We start from the raw sequence: 12985 nt of genomic DNA, 5'->3' as shown, positions 1-12985 counted from the left end.
TGTCTATGAGCGTGTCTATTCGCGTATCGATTATTTAATGGTGACAGCAATCGCGCCCAGTTCACTGGTGCCCTGTGCTTTCAGACTTTGCTCACCTTTGGCTTGCCACTGGAATGGTACCTTGACGACTTCACGACCACCACCTTCGCGCGCAGCTTCTACGATGAGTTGATATTCACCAGCTGGCAATTTGGCCAACACACCTTTGTCGCCTGCAAAACTCAGGGTTTGTTCACCTGTTGTACGGGTAGCACCACTGACACCTTCAACCGGCATCTGCAATTCACGACCACTGCGACGCCACCATTGGCGCAAGTCCTTCAACCACTTTGTGCCTTCATTGTCGCGTTTTTTCAAGTCATACCAGACTGATAGGTTGCCAGCAAATGTCTGGTCTGGTTTTTCCACCCAGATGGCAACATAAGGCTTGTGATATTCAGCCACATTCAGGCGCGGTACTTCGACTTTCAGGGTCAGATCAGCCGCGACAGCATTCATGGCCGGGACACCCAGCAAACTGGTGATGGCAAACGGGAGCAATTTACGCATGGATATACAACCTTTTTATGGACAAAGAGTGGACGGTTTAAATCTTTTAAATTTTTTATAATCAGTGAATAAACATCAGGGCGAGTAAGAGTGGCAGCACCAGGCCAAATACAACCACCGGCCAGGTACCCGGACGCTTGCCTGCATGCATCTTCAGCAGGAACAGGCCCGTCACACAAAAAATCAGGCAGACCACGGCAAAGACATCAATAAACCAGTTCCAGGCAGTGCCGGTATTGCGGCCTTTATGCAAGTCATTGAAATAGGCAATCCAGCCACGGCTGGTCAGCTCATATTCAATCTCGCCATTGTCCAAAGCAATGCGCAACCAGGCATCACCACCAGGGCGCGGCAAGCCTACATACACTTCTTCCGGCGACCATTCTGGTACCTGACCACTCAGCTTGATACCCAGGTCCTGCGCCAGCCAGTCGCTGACGTCGCCAGGTATGGGGGCATCATCAGTATTTTTCAAAGCATTCAATTGCGACAACAAAGCCAGCGGCAGCTTGCCTTCTTTTTTGCTGACAACAGGGTGAGCTTCTATCTGTGCCGAATGATTCAAGGTGATACCCGTGGCAGCAAACAGGATCATGGCGATCAGACAAAGTGCTGAGCTGATCCAATGCCATTGATGTAAATGGCGCAACCAGAAAGCCCTGCTTTGTTGTTGCGATAAATTGTCCGTACCGGATTGCATGGAATTATTTCGGTTTATTCTAAATGATAATTATTCTCAATTGTACATGGAGTCAAGCTCAAAAAGCAGGTCGAATTGTACATTTTTGTTTCCTGAATAAAGGCTAGTAAGCAATTTGGCAAGTCTTTCATAAAGTCCGGCAAAGCTGCACGTGATAAACTTTTACCGATATCAACTTATATTTACCCCATATGAACGTCGTTATTCTTGCTGCAGGCATGGGCAAACGCATGCAGTCTTCCTTGCCCAAGGTTTTACATACCCTGGCAGGCAAGCCTTTGTTGAACCATGTGATTGCGACGGCGCGGCAACTCCAGGCCAGCAATATTTGTGTGATCTATGGCCACGGTGGCGAGCAGGTGCCAACGACTGTCGCTGCAGAAGACTTGCGCTTTGCATTGCAAGAACCACAACTGGGTACTGGCCACGCTGTCGCCCAGGCTTTGCCTGTGCTGGATGTCAACCAGCCTACCCTGGTCTTGTATGGCGACGTACCCTTGACTACCCCAGCCAGCCTGGCACGTCTGATCGCGGCGGCTGGCAAGGACAAGCTGGGCATCCTGACCGTGGACATGGCTGACCCTACCGGACTGGGTCGCATCGTCAGAGAGAGCGGCATCATCAAACGCATCGTCGAACAAAAAGACGCGAATGAGACTGAACGCAAGATCACAGAAACCAATACTGGCATCATGTCCATACCGACGGCACATCTGCAAAAGTGGCTGGGCAATTTATCCAACAAGAACGCCCAGGGTGAATATTATCTGACCGACATCGTTGCCCAGGCAGTGGCTGATGGTGTGGAAGTTGTTGCAGCCCAGCCCGACGCAGTATGGGAAACCCTGGGTGTCAACAGCAAGGTGCAACTGGCCGAGCTGGAGCGCACGCATCAAAAAAACATTGCCCTCAGATTGCTGGAACAAGGTGTGGGTTTGTATGACCCGGCGCGTATCGATGTACGTGGCAGCCTGCAATGCGGGCGTGACGTGTCTATCGATGTGGGTTGCGTCTTTATCGGTGATGTGCAACTGGAAGATGGCGTGACGATAGGCCCGAATTGCGTCATCAATAATGCACGCATTGCAGCAGGCAGCACCATCAAGGCCTTCTGCCATATAGAAGATGCCATCGTTGGCGCCAAATCACAGATAGGCCCTTACGCCAGATTGCGCCCGGGCACAGAGCTGGCAGAAGACGTGCATATCGGTAATTTTGTTGAAGTCAAAAACAGCCAGATCGCCGCGCACAGCAAGGCCAATCACCTGGCCTATATCGGTGACGCCACCATAGGCAGCCGTGTCAATATCGGTGCCGGTACGATTACCTGCAATTATGACGGCGTGAACAAATCCCGCACCATCATCGAGGACGATGCTTTCATCGGCAGTGATACGCAACTGGTGGCACCTGTGCGGGTAGGCAAGGGTGCGACGCTGGGGGCGGGTACGACGCTGACCAAGGATGCACCTGAAGGCAAGCTCACAGTCTCTCGTGCAAAACAAATCACGATAGATGGCTGGCAGCGTCCAGTCAAAATCAAGAAGTAAACATTCATGGTGTAGCGGTCAGTTACGTCAGTCATATCGGCTGGCCGCTACACAGTAATACACATCAACAGATCAGGACAATGTTTGCAATAACTGCGCAGCTTTTGCGGACTGTGGCGCATTGTTTTTCAATATCTCATTCAGGTATTTTTTCGCTTCATCTGCACGGTTTTTTTCTGCTGCCAAAGTTGCCGCGCGCATCCATACCGCACCACGGAAATTCACATCAGTCTGTGCAAACTGCTGGGCATCGATAACATCTTTCAGCAACTGCTCACCTTTGTCATGACGATTCATGATTTTTGGCACAGCCAGGTAAGTGCTGGCAGCGACAAAACGCACTTCCAGTGCCACAGGTACGCTGCCATGCATGGCCTGGCTGTTATTGGCCAGTTGCAAAGCCTGTTCCACCATCGCTGTACCGTCTTCCAGTGCTGTCGTCTTTTCACCTTTGGCAAATTTATCCAGTGAAGACTTGGCGGTCGCCGCACCGGCATATGACATCAGCAAAGGATTGCCAGGTTCCTGTTGCAGCAGATTGTTAAAGGTACTGGCCGCTTGCAGGTTGGTTGTTCCGCTGGCATCTATTTCTGCTTGTGCCAGGGAATTGATGTAATCCTGGTTCAACCAGGCGCTGACTGCGTTGGCAACGTATTGCTCCTGGCTGATGCTTGAGGTACTCACCAGTTGTTTGACGGCAGTTTTGAATTCAGTTTCAGAAAAGGCCATGGCATTGCTGATGGACAGGGTAGCGATGCCTGCGGCAAGCAGCATGTTTTTGATCGTAGTTGTAGTAAAGAGGTTTTTCATGGTGGACTCCAGTAAGTTAATAATCTGTGTGTTTGTTCGTGTGTTGTCTGGTACGGCAATGTCAGATTAAGGGCTGGTCGCGCAAGCTGCCACCGGTATGAGATCAGCGGCAGGAATCTGGTGTGAAGCCTGAAAAAACTGGCGTGAAATGAGTTCTGGCAAAACAGGAAATTTCTGTCTATGGTGTATGAAGGCTTCGGGAGAGCCTGTAGAGAGGCAATTTCGCAACAGTATGATGCCGGTTTGACAAGTGAGCCCGGCTTAGAAAGGCAACTGAAAGCTTGCACTCCTTAGCATGTGAACCGACCACATGACACGCATGTTGTCTGCAAAACAAAAATTTCTATAGGAGAACACCGATGAAGAAGTTACTCGGCGCGGCCACGCTGGCATGCATGGCAACAGCAGCGCATGCGCAAACCAGTGTCACAATCTACGGCCTCATTGATGCCAACATCACTTACAACAACAATGCGGATGCCAACAAGGGCAGCCAGTTCAAGCTCAATAGTGGTGGTATGAATACTTCGCGTTTTGGTTTGCGCGGCAGTGAAGACCTGGGCGGCGGCTTGAAAGCCATCATGCAACTCGAAGGCGGCGTCTTGCTCGATACCGGTGCGTCTGATGGTGACATCTTTGGCCGTCAGGCCAATGTCGGCCTGCAAGGTGATTTTGGCCGCATCATTGCTGGCCGTTCTTACAGCACCACCTATGATTTCATCTTGCCATTTGACCCTATGGGTTATGCGCCGCAATATTCCTGGGCAACTTCTGCCGGTGCCACTGGCAACCGTAAAGACGGCATGCTGACTGGTGTATCCAATTTGCTCAAGTACCAATATGACGGCAAAGGTTACAAACTCGGTGCAACCTATGGCTTTGGTGAAGTCGCGGGCAATACTTCGGGCAATGCCAAATACATTGTTGCTGCAAGCGCATTCGATGGGCCATGGGCTGCAGTCATCACTTACGAGCAAAACAATAGCGCACCGATAGCCAATGGTTCTTACGACCAGGCCAAAGTATTGCACCTGGGTGGCTCGTATGATTTTGGCCCTGCCAAAGTGTTTGCCGGCTACCGCAATTTCAAGAAAACCCTGGCGACAGGTGCGGCAGATCAGCGTAGTGATACATTGTGGCTCGGCGCTAATTATGCAGTTACACCTGCCTGGACTTTGACTGGCGTCTACTACTATCAGGACATCAAGAATGTCGCTTCAGGTGCAGATGCTGATCCTGGCATGCTGGTGCTGCGCGCCAAGTATGCGATGTCGAAACGTACTGACATTTATATCGCTACTGGCTATGCCAAGGCCAGCAATAACAAGCTGACTGGCGTATCACGTGATGATGCAGGTTTTGCGACGAACCAGACATCGGCGACAGTTGGTATCCAACACCGCTTTTAATCGTATGGTGCTATAAAATCAAAAGCCCTGAACTGCCAGACAGTTCAGGGCTTTTGTGCTTCCATGTGGCTGGTTCAGTGTGGCCTGACTTCTTTCTTCAAGGCCGCCATCGCCATTTTTTCAACCAGGCCTGGTGCTATCAGTTTCAACCAGCGTCCCAGCTTGCCCTTGAAGCTCATGACCACTTCGCGGTCTCCACGTTCATAACCACGGATGATCAGTGATGCACATTCTTCTATCGACATGGCATCATCTTCTTTCAAACCACTCTTGCCCGCTGCCTCACCCGCCGCGTTATAACCGTTATAGCGTATCTGGGTAGCAACTACGCCAGGATAAGCCAGAGTCACCTTGACACCGGCTTCTTTCAATTCTGAACGCAGGCATTCAAAGAAACCGCCCATGGCAAATTTGCTGGCGCTATAGGCCGTGCGTCCAGGCACGCCGATCAGGCCAGCCAGTGAAGATACGGCGACGATGCTGCCACGTGATTTTTTAAGGTGGGGCAGGGCAGCATGGGTACACCAGACACTGCCCCAGAAGTTGATGCGCATGAGCTCCTGATACCAGCCCAGGTTGTCTACTTCTTCCAGCAGCGCCTGGGCAGATTTGCCCGCGTTATTGATGAGTACATCAATGCTGCCAAATTGTTCTACTGCGGCTTCTATCAGATGGCGGCAATTGGCCTCTACACTGACATCAGTCTTGACGACCAGTGAGACTGCACCGAAGGTCTTGCATTCGGCAGCGACTTTCTTGAGTGCTTCTTCATTGCGCGCGGCCAGCACCAGTGCCAGGCTGGGGCCGTATTTTTTGGCCAGTTGACGCGCGATTTCTGCTCCTATTCCATCCGAACTACCGGTAATGACAACGACCTTGTGTTTTGCCTTCATAGTTTATAGCTTTCATCCATGCGATCGAGTTTGCGTATCAGGGAAGGCCAGACAAAGGCACCCCCCAGACCACCTGTCTGCACGCGCATGGCTTCCGACACCCCTTTGACGATGAGGGGATTCACATGCACCAGTTCACCGCCAGCCTGCGCTGCCAGTTGTATCTGGCAAGTCGCTTCAAAGGTGTACATCGACAGGAAGGCATCAGCGATCGATTTGCCCGCTGTCAATAAACCATGATTGCGTAACATCAGGAAGTTAGCCTGTCCCATGTCAGCTTGCAAGCGCGGCTTTTCATCTTCCCTGAAGGCAACCCCTTCGTAATCATGATAAGCCAGTGATGCCAGCACAAAAGTCGATTGCTGCGACAGCGGTAGCACCCCACATTTTTGTGCGCTGACGGCAACACCGGCCCGTGTATGCGTATGCAAAACACATTGCACATCTTCACGGGCAGCATGCACTGCGCTATGGATGACAAAGCCAGCCGGGTTCACTGGAAACTGAGAATCAATCACCTTATTGCACTGCTGATCCACCTTCACCAGAGAGGATGCCGTGATTTCATCAAACATCAAACCATATGGGTTGATAAGGAAATGATGCTCCGGTCCGGGAATGCGTGCACTGATATGGGTGAACACCAGATCGCTCCAGCCATAAGTGGCAACCAGACGATAACAGGCGGCCAGGTCAACGCGTAATTGCCATTCTTCTGCGCTGACCTGATCCTTGACTGAGGGTATATGCATATTGTCTCCAGTGTTGTTTTTTTGTGACTCGGGCTTACACAAAACTGCCCCCACTGCGTTGTAGCGTCTAGCCGTACTAAAAGTACTGTCGTCGACGCCACGGTGTAGTTGGGGTTTCAGACAACATGTTGTCTGCCAACCTAACGAACCGCTCCTGCAAGAGCGGTTTCCCACAGCGATAGCCTTGTTGGGACAATTTTGTGTAAGCCCTATTGATTATTACTTGTCGTTGTCGGCGCTGATGGCTGCTTTGTAAATGGTATTGCGCGGCTGGCTGAACAGCTTGGTCAGCATGGGTTCAAATTCCACCAGTGGGAAAGTCTCAGCATGCGCATCAAAAGAAGGGTTGTCGTACAAGGCGCAAAATTCTGCCGTACGATCAAAATGCGGGTGTCCGCGAAATTGCTCGCGCATATCCCTGTCCATGCCTATGTGATGGAAAAAGTAATTACCCTGGAAGATCCCATGGTGCTGCACCATCCACAGGTTTTCTTCGCTGACAAAAGGTTTCAGGATGGCTGCAGCAATATCCGGATGATTAAAAGATCCCAAGGTATCGCCTATGTCGTGCAATAGCGCGCAACAGACATATTCATCATCACGACCATCGCGCAAGGCGCGCGTGGCAGTTTGCAGTGAATGGGTAAAGCGGTCTACCGGAAAACCGCCATAGTCGCCCTCCAGCAAACGCAGATGTTGCATGACCCTGTCCGGCAATCCCTGGACAAAATGCCGGAACTCACCAGCTATGATTTGCCAGTCTTCCTGGGTGCTGTCCTCCATGCGGACAAATTGCGCGCGATGTTGCATTTGAATACTCCCTGATTAGGCGTAGTAGAGATATAACAGATATACCTTAAACGCAGTTTTCAACTCAAACTGTCAAATACTTTACAATTCATCTCAACTATTCATGCGAACGACTTATCTTTCATGGCATCACAAGCAAACTTGATGAGCATCTTGCTGGCCGATCCATGGTTTGCCAGCCTGCCTGCGACAGACCGTAAGACCATGTTAGTCTCTTGTGAACATTTGCGCTTGCGGCCTGGTGAAATGTTGTTTCGTCAGGGGGATGAGCCCAGCGGTTTTTATGCCCTGCTCAGCGGCAGCATCAAGATGTCTACCCTCAGCGCAGAAGGGCGCGAAGCCATACTTATCTTTCTGGAAGCGGCAACCTGGTTTGGTGAAATTTCTCTTATTGATGATTTACCGCGCACCCATGATGCAACAGCATTGACTGAGGTGGAGTTACTGGTGCTGGAGCCGCAAGTTTTTCGCAACCTCATGCAGCGCAATTCCTTTGCCACTGCAATTACACGCATGCTGGCAAGACGCATACGCTTGTTATATGGCATAGTCGAAGACGCGGGCTTGCGGTCGGTACGTGCCAGAGTGGCCCGTCGGCTGCTGTTGCTGGCCGAGGTGGCGTATCGTCAACAAGATGGTCACGCCATAGTACCGGTTACCCAGGAAGCGCTGGCCATGATGCTGGGGATGACGCGCCAGACTTTATCGAAAGAACTAAGATTTTTCAGGCAAGATGGTTTGATCAGGCTGGCTTATGGCAAGATAGAAATTCTTTCAGAAAGCAGTTTATTTGCTCTATGTGACAAAGAGTGACTTTTTGACCGTAATCGTGCTTGCCGTAAAGCATCATTATGATCTATCGTGTACTGGTTCATGATCAAGGTGAGTCTTGATGAGTATGCTGACAAAGTGCCATGCTGTGCGTATCGTCCTGGTGTTGTTACTGAGCCAGCTCCCTTTGCATGCCCAGGCTGCCTGTTCACGTGTTATCAATGCACCTGTCACGTCGCTGGGTTTTAGCGTGATCGTCAATGGTGATAGCGTCACGGGTATTTATCCTGATATCTTTCGCAGCCTGTCTTCCAAAGAAACCTGTCAATTTCAATTTTCGGCAGTACCGCGTGCGCGCCTGGAAGTGATGTTTGAAAACGGCCAGGCCGATATATTGTTTCCTGCCATACGCACAACAAAACGGGATGAGCTTGGCTTTTTCATCCCCTTGATCTATACGCGGGCAACTCTGATTTCATTGCAGTCTGCGCGCCCTGTCATACATAACCAGCAAGAATTGCTGGAACAAAAGAATCTGAAAGTTGTTGTCGTGCGTGGTTTTGACTACGGCGAGGCATATCAGGCCATCATTGCAGAATTACAAAAACAGGGCAGGCTGGTGGTCGAGGCCGATACCGTATCTGCAGCCCGGGTATTAAAAGCGGGGATAGCTGATTTTTCCATCATGGCGCCCTATATTTTTGCTGGTGCGGTGCAGGGGGATGTCAGGGTAGAAGACATGGCCGACAAACTCAGGTTTGACCCTCTGCCTGAATTACCCTGGAGCGACAGCGGCATCTACCTGTCAAAGAAAAGCCTGAGCCAGGATGACCGTAACGCCTTGCAGGAAATGATGGAACGCGCAGCCCGTTCAGGCGTGGTCTGGAAAGGTTTTTTACGCTACTACAAACCAGAAGTGCTGAAAGAAGGAAATCGCCCGCGTTAGACAAGCAGCAGTTGCTTGGAATGGTTAACGTATGAACATGAGTGGGCAAATATTGATGAGGTTTCAGATATATACAGCAGTATTCAGAGCAGTATTCTTTGCGGGACTGGTAGCATTTGCAGCGCAGGCCCATGCTGCCTGTTCGCGCGCGATCAATGTACCCTTCGCCCCGACAGGGCGCAGTGTCATCATCAATGGAGAGCAGATTGACGGCATTTATCCCGATATGCTGCGTGGCCTGGTAGAAAAAGAAGCCTGCAAATTTACCTTGTCCGCTGTGCCCAGGGCCAGGCTGGAGCTCCTGTTTGAAACCGGGCGGGCAGACCTGTTGATCCCCGCCAGCCGTACTCCCAAGCGAGATGAGCACGGCATTTTCATCCCCATGATCTATAACCGGGCCACGATTATTTCCATTGATGGCAATCGCCCCGCTATCACATCGGCGCAAGACCTGCTTGACAAGAAAGACTTGAAAGTCGCCCTGGTGCGTGGTTTTGATTATGGCCCCGCCTATCAAGACCTGATCAGGGATCTGACCAGACAGAAGCGCCTATATTTTGATAGCGACCCCCTGTCCGTAGCACGTTTGCTCAAGGCAGGTATTGCCGACCTGACTATCATGGCACCTTCCATACTGGCCGGTGTCATCATGGATGATGTGCGTGTGCAGGACATGCTCGACAAGCTGCGTTTCGAACCTATTCCCGAGTTGCCATGGGGGGACAGCGGTGCCTATATTTCCAAGAAGTCATTGAGCCCGGAAGACACCGTTGCGCTGAAGGATTTGCTTGAACAAGTCGCCAAATCCGGGATGGTCTGGAAAGGCTTTCAGCGTTATTACCCTGCACATGTACTCAAGGAGAGCATACGCCCGCGCTGAGCAGGCATGATTGAAAAAAACCTACAGGGCAATCGCGGTCTCGAACTTGCTGCGCAATATAGAGAAAAAACTACGCACATTGCGCACATTCGCATGGGTGGCAAACAGCCTGTGCGCCAACGCATGATAAGCCGCCATGTCTGCCACCTGTATCACCAGCACAAAATCCGGCCCCTGCGACACGCGGTAACATTGTTGCACCGCCCCTTCCTGCGCCACCAGTTGCTCAAACTCCACCAGCTTCTCCGTCGCCTGATGGTCTAGCGTGATTTCGACGATGGCAGTCAGGCTCGCCCCCAGCTTGCTGGCATCCAGCAACGCTACCTGACGGCTGATGATGCCCTCATCTGTCAGCCGCTTGACGCGGCGCAGGCAGGTCGGTGCAGACGCGTGCACCCGCAAGGCCAGCTCATGATTGGTCAGCGAGGCATCTTTTTGCAATTGCTGCAAAATGCGTTTATCCAGTTCATCCAACTCATTGACAGTAAGCATGTGATTAATAATTCCAAATTATCTTATATATTGAAATAATAGTTCAAATAGAAAATCGATGTTCCATAAATTTCAATAATAGATTAATTTTGAAAGAAAATATCAGGCCATCTGCTTTAGCATGAACACATATTCATTCTTTATCAGAGGTCATTATGTGCGGTATCGTCGGCGCAGTTGCTCAACGCAATATCACTCCCGTCTTGCTGGAAGGCTTGAAGCGGCTTGAATACCGTGGCTATGACTCATGCGGCGTCGCCCTGCATGTAGATGGCCATTTGCAACGCTCACGCAGCACATCTCGCGTGGCAGATTTGCAGGCACAGATAGACCAGTCCGGCCTCGCTGGTTTCACCGGCATTGCCCACACCCGCTGGGCCACCCATGGCGCACCTTCTTCATCCAATGCCCACCCGCATTTCTCGCGCGAGCGCATCGCCCTCGTGCACAACGGCATCATAGAAAACCATGAAGAACTGCGCGCAGAACTGACGCAAGCTGGTTATGTCTTTGAAAGCCAGACCGACACCGAAGTCATCGCCCACCTGATAGACCACCTGTACCGCGGTGATTTGTTCGAGACCGTGCAAATCGCCATCAAGCGTTTGACCGGCGCATTTGCCATCGCCGTCTTCTGCCGCGACGAACCACACCGCGTCGTCGGCGCACGCCAGGGTTCCCCATTGATCGTCGGCATAGGCCAGGGCGAAAACTTCCTCGCATCAGATGCCATGGCAATCGCAGGCACCACAGACCAGATTATCTATCTCGAAGAGGGTGATGTAGTAGACCTTCAACTGCAAAAAGTATGGATAGTCGATAGCGAAGGCAAGTCAGTCCAGCGCGAAGTGAAAACCGTACACGCCCACAGCGGCGCGGCAGAACTCGGCCCTTACCGCCACTACATGCAAAAAGAAATCTTCGAGCAACCACGTGCCATTGCCGACACGCTAGAAGGCGTCATCAGCATCATGCCCGAACTGTTTGGTGACGGTGCCTACAAAGTCTTCAAACAGATAGACTCAGTTTTGATACTTGCTTGCGGCACCAGCTATTACGCTGGCCTGACAGCAAAATACTGGATAGAAGCAATCGCCAAAATCCCCGTCAATGTAGAAATCGCCAGCGAATACCGCTACCGCGAAAGCGTGCCCAACCCTAATGCTCTCGTCGTCACCATCTCGCAAAGTGGCGAGACCGCAGACACCCTGGCCGCGCTGAAACATGCGCGCAGCCTCGGCATGCTGCACACACTCACAGTCTGCAACGTCGCCACCAGCGCCATGGTGCGTGAATGCGCCTTGTCATACATCACCCATGCCGGTGTAGAAGTGGGCGTGGCATCCACCAAGGCTTTCACGACACAACTGGCAGCACTCTTCCTGCTGGCGCTGTCGCTCGCACAAAGCAAAGGCCGCCTCAGCGAAACTGACGAAGCAGAACACATACGCGCCCTGCGCCACCTGCCCGTCGCCATCAGCGCCGTGCTGGCACTGGAACCGCAAATCATTTCCTGGGCAGAAGAATTCGCCCGTAAAGAAAACGCACTCTTCCTCGGCCGCGGCCTGCATTACCCCATCGCACTCGAAGGTGCATTAAAACTCAAAGAGATTTCCTACATCCACGCCGAAGCCTACCCCGCAGGTGAACTCAAACACGGCCCCCTGGCCCTGGTCACCAAAGAAATGCCGGTCGTCACCGTCGCCCCCAACGACACCCTGATAGAAAAACTCAAATCCAACATGCAGGAAGTCCGCGCCCGCGGCGGCGAACTCTACGTCTTCGCCGACGCCGACTCCCGCATCACTTCCAGCGAAGGCGTACACGTGATACGCCTGCCAGAACACTACGGACAACTGTCACCGATACTGCACGTAGTGCCACTGCAATTGCTGGCCTATCACACAGCATTGGCAAGAGGGACGGATGTAGACAAGCCACGCAACCTGGCAAAAAGCGTGACAGTTGAATAGGGCAGGACATTGAGTTACATTGCCATGATCACCAGACCCCCAATTTTTGGAGAAGCAGATCATGGCAAAGTACCTCATTTCATTCCCCAGTGCTGCAATGAAAGTGCCCGACAGTGAGATGGAGACGGTCGGGCGAGACGCCCATGCCGTGATACGCGAGACCAAGGAAGCAGGCGTCTACGTTTTCGCCGGCGGCATCGATGAAACAGCACCGCCCGTTCTGGTATCAGCCAATGGCGCAGTCGCAGAGGGCGGCTATTCCTGGGCACCTCCACTCAATGGCGGCTTCACTGTACTTGAGCTTCCTACAAGAGAAGACGCTATCGCCTGGGCCGCACGTATTGCCAAAGCCTGTCGCTGTGAGCAGGAGCTTAGGGTGTTTGGGGTTGATCCGGAGTCGTGAGGCTGGAGTGTTGTTGTGCATTCTGCCAGCTGATGAAATGTCCGCTC

The 12985-nt window shown here is 51.9% G+C and carries 14 protein-coding genes; 7 read left to right on the top strand and 7 right to left on the bottom strand.

All coding sequences use genetic code 11. The annotated features are described in order from the left end of the window. Positions 1-30: 30 nt before the first annotated feature. Positions 31-549 carry a DUF2271 domain-containing protein gene (locus tag AC3WQT_RS10100; RefSeq protein WP_492703748.1) on the bottom strand — a complete coding sequence of 173 codons (519 nt, stop codon included), beginning with the start codon at positions 547-549 and terminating at the stop codon, positions 31-33. 61 nt (positions 550-610) lie between these two features. Beyond that, entirely contained in the window at positions 611-1249 is a 639-nt protein-coding gene (locus tag AC3WQT_RS10095) for a PepSY-associated TM helix domain-containing protein (protein ID WP_492703747.1), read from the bottom strand. A 191-nt stretch (positions 1250-1440) separates the two neighbouring features. On the opposite strand from AC3WQT_RS10095, the gene glmU reads away from it, so the two are divergent. Further along, entirely contained in the window at positions 1441-2799 is a 1359-nt protein-coding gene (gene glmU, locus AC3WQT_RS10090) for a bifunctional UDP-N-acetylglucosamine diphosphorylase/glucosamine-1-phosphate N-acetyltransferase GlmU (protein WP_492703746.1), read from the top strand. Between the two features lie 72 nt (positions 2800-2871). Here glmU and AC3WQT_RS10085 read toward each other — a convergent pair whose 3' ends face one another. Beyond that, the gene (locus AC3WQT_RS10085; RefSeq protein WP_492703745.1) at positions 2872-3609 is read right to left on the bottom strand and encodes a hypothetical protein; all 738 of its coding nucleotides are present in this window, start codon (positions 3607-3609) and stop codon (positions 2872-2874) included. 359 nt (positions 3610-3968) lie between these two features. On the opposite strand from AC3WQT_RS10085, the gene AC3WQT_RS10080 reads away from it, so the two are divergent. Further along, on the top strand, positions 3969-5018 hold the full coding sequence (locus tag AC3WQT_RS10080) for a porin (protein ID WP_492703744.1): 1050 nt from the start codon (positions 3969-3971) through the stop codon (positions 5016-5018). 74 nt (positions 5019-5092) lie between these two features. Here AC3WQT_RS10080 and AC3WQT_RS10075 read toward each other — a convergent pair whose 3' ends face one another. The 3 genes from AC3WQT_RS10075 to AC3WQT_RS10065 form a co-directional block, all read right to left on the bottom strand. Further along, entirely contained in the window at positions 5093-5911 is an 819-nt protein-coding gene (locus AC3WQT_RS10075) for an SDR family oxidoreductase (protein ID WP_492703743.1), read from the bottom strand. Beyond that, positions 5908-6663 carry a class II aldolase/adducin family protein gene (locus AC3WQT_RS10070; protein WP_492703742.1) on the bottom strand — a complete coding sequence of 252 codons (756 nt, stop codon included), beginning with the start codon at positions 6661-6663 and terminating at the stop codon, positions 5908-5910. The genes AC3WQT_RS10075 and AC3WQT_RS10070 overlap by 4 nt, the downstream gene beginning before the upstream one ends. Positions 6664-6882: 219 nt before the next feature. Continuing rightward, a complete protein-coding gene (locus AC3WQT_RS10065) occupies positions 6883-7473 on the bottom strand; it encodes an HD domain-containing protein (RefSeq protein WP_492703741.1) in 591 nt (196 codons plus the stop codon). Positions 7474-7617: 144 nt separating this feature from the next. Between AC3WQT_RS10065 and AC3WQT_RS10060 the strand changes: the two genes are divergently transcribed. The 3 genes from AC3WQT_RS10060 (at position 7618) to AC3WQT_RS10050 (ending at position 10070) form a co-directional block, all read left to right on the top strand. Continuing rightward, a complete protein-coding gene (locus tag AC3WQT_RS10060) occupies positions 7618-8286 on the top strand; it encodes a Crp/Fnr family transcriptional regulator (RefSeq protein ID WP_492703740.1) in 669 nt (222 codons plus the stop codon). Between the two features lie 79 nt (positions 8287-8365). After that, positions 8366-9190 (top strand): substrate-binding periplasmic protein, encoded by an 825-nt coding sequence (locus AC3WQT_RS10055; RefSeq protein WP_492703739.1) that lies wholly within the window; start codon positions 8366-8368, stop codon positions 9188-9190. A gap of 55 nt (positions 9191-9245) precedes the next feature. Beyond that, on the top strand, positions 9246-10070 hold the full coding sequence (locus tag AC3WQT_RS10050; protein WP_492703738.1) for a substrate-binding periplasmic protein: 825 nt from the start codon (positions 9246-9248) through the stop codon (positions 10068-10070). 21 nt (positions 10071-10091) lie between these two features. Here AC3WQT_RS10050 and AC3WQT_RS10045 read toward each other — a convergent pair whose 3' ends face one another. Continuing rightward, a complete protein-coding gene (locus tag AC3WQT_RS10045; RefSeq protein ID WP_492703737.1) occupies positions 10092-10562 on the bottom strand; it encodes an Lrp/AsnC family transcriptional regulator in 471 nt (156 codons plus the stop codon). 155 nt (positions 10563-10717) lie between these two features. On the opposite strand from AC3WQT_RS10045, the gene glmS reads away from it, so the two are divergent. Continuing rightward, the gene (glmS, locus tag AC3WQT_RS10040; protein WP_492703736.1) at positions 10718-12535 is read left to right on the top strand and encodes a glutamine--fructose-6-phosphate transaminase (isomerizing); all 1818 of its coding nucleotides are present in this window, start codon (positions 10718-10720) and stop codon (positions 12533-12535) included. 61 nt (positions 12536-12596) lie between these two features. Beyond that, on the top strand, positions 12597-12938 hold the full coding sequence (locus AC3WQT_RS10035) for a YciI family protein (protein ID WP_492703735.1): 342 nt from the start codon (positions 12597-12599) through the stop codon (positions 12936-12938). Positions 12939-12985: the final 47 nt, after the last annotated feature.

The organism is Undibacterium sp. FW305-107 (genome assembly GCF_058788535.1).
Note: the sequence above shows the minus strand (reverse complement) of the source record. Positions and strands in the feature narration are given on the sequence as shown.

Excerpts from the sequence above, each read along its gene's own strand:
- AC3WQT_RS10045 (WP_492703737.1), bottom strand. The coding sequence starts at position 10,562 with ATGCTTACTGTCAATGAGTTGGATGAACTGGATAAACGCATTTTGCAG.
- glmS (WP_492703736.1), top strand. The coding sequence starts at position 10,718 with ATGTGCGGTATCGTCGGCGCAGTTGCTCAACGCAATATCACTCCCGTC.
- AC3WQT_RS10060 (WP_492703740.1), top strand. The coding sequence starts at position 7,618 with ATGAGCATCTTGCTGGCCGATCCATGGTTTGCCAGCCTGCCTGCGACA.
- AC3WQT_RS10080 (WP_492703744.1), top strand. The coding sequence starts at position 3,969 with ATGAAGAAGTTACTCGGCGCGGCCACGCTGGCATGCATGGCAACAGCA.
- AC3WQT_RS10055 (WP_492703739.1), top strand. The coding sequence starts at position 8,366 with ATGAGTATGCTGACAAAGTGCCATGCTGTGCGTATCGTCCTGGTGTTG.
- AC3WQT_RS10100 (WP_492703748.1), bottom strand. The coding sequence starts at position 549 with ATGCGTAAATTGCTCCCGTTTGCCATCACCAGTTTGCTGGGTGTCCCG.
- AC3WQT_RS10085 (WP_492703745.1), bottom strand. The coding sequence starts at position 3,609 with ATGAAAAACCTCTTTACTACAACTACGATCAAAAACATGCTGCTTGCC.
- AC3WQT_RS10075 (WP_492703743.1), bottom strand. The coding sequence starts at position 5,911 with ATGAAGGCAAAACACAAGGTCGTTGTCATTACCGGTAGTTCGGATGGA.
- AC3WQT_RS10065 (WP_492703741.1), bottom strand. The coding sequence starts at position 7,473 with ATGCAACATCGCGCGCAATTTGTCCGCATGGAGGACAGCACCCAGGAA.
- AC3WQT_RS10070 (WP_492703742.1), bottom strand. The coding sequence starts at position 6,663 with ATGCATATACCCTCAGTCAAGGATCAGGTCAGCGCAGAAGAATGGCAA.
- AC3WQT_RS10035 (WP_492703735.1), top strand. The coding sequence starts at position 12,597 with ATGGCAAAGTACCTCATTTCATTCCCCAGTGCTGCAATGAAAGTGCCC.
- AC3WQT_RS10095 (WP_492703747.1), bottom strand. The coding sequence starts at position 1,249 with ATGCAATCCGGTACGGACAATTTATCGCAACAACAAAGCAGGGCTTTC.
- glmU (WP_492703746.1), top strand. The coding sequence starts at position 1,441 with ATGAACGTCGTTATTCTTGCTGCAGGCATGGGCAAACGCATGCAGTCT.
- AC3WQT_RS10050 (WP_492703738.1), top strand. The coding sequence starts at position 9,246 with ATGAGGTTTCAGATATATACAGCAGTATTCAGAGCAGTATTCTTTGCG.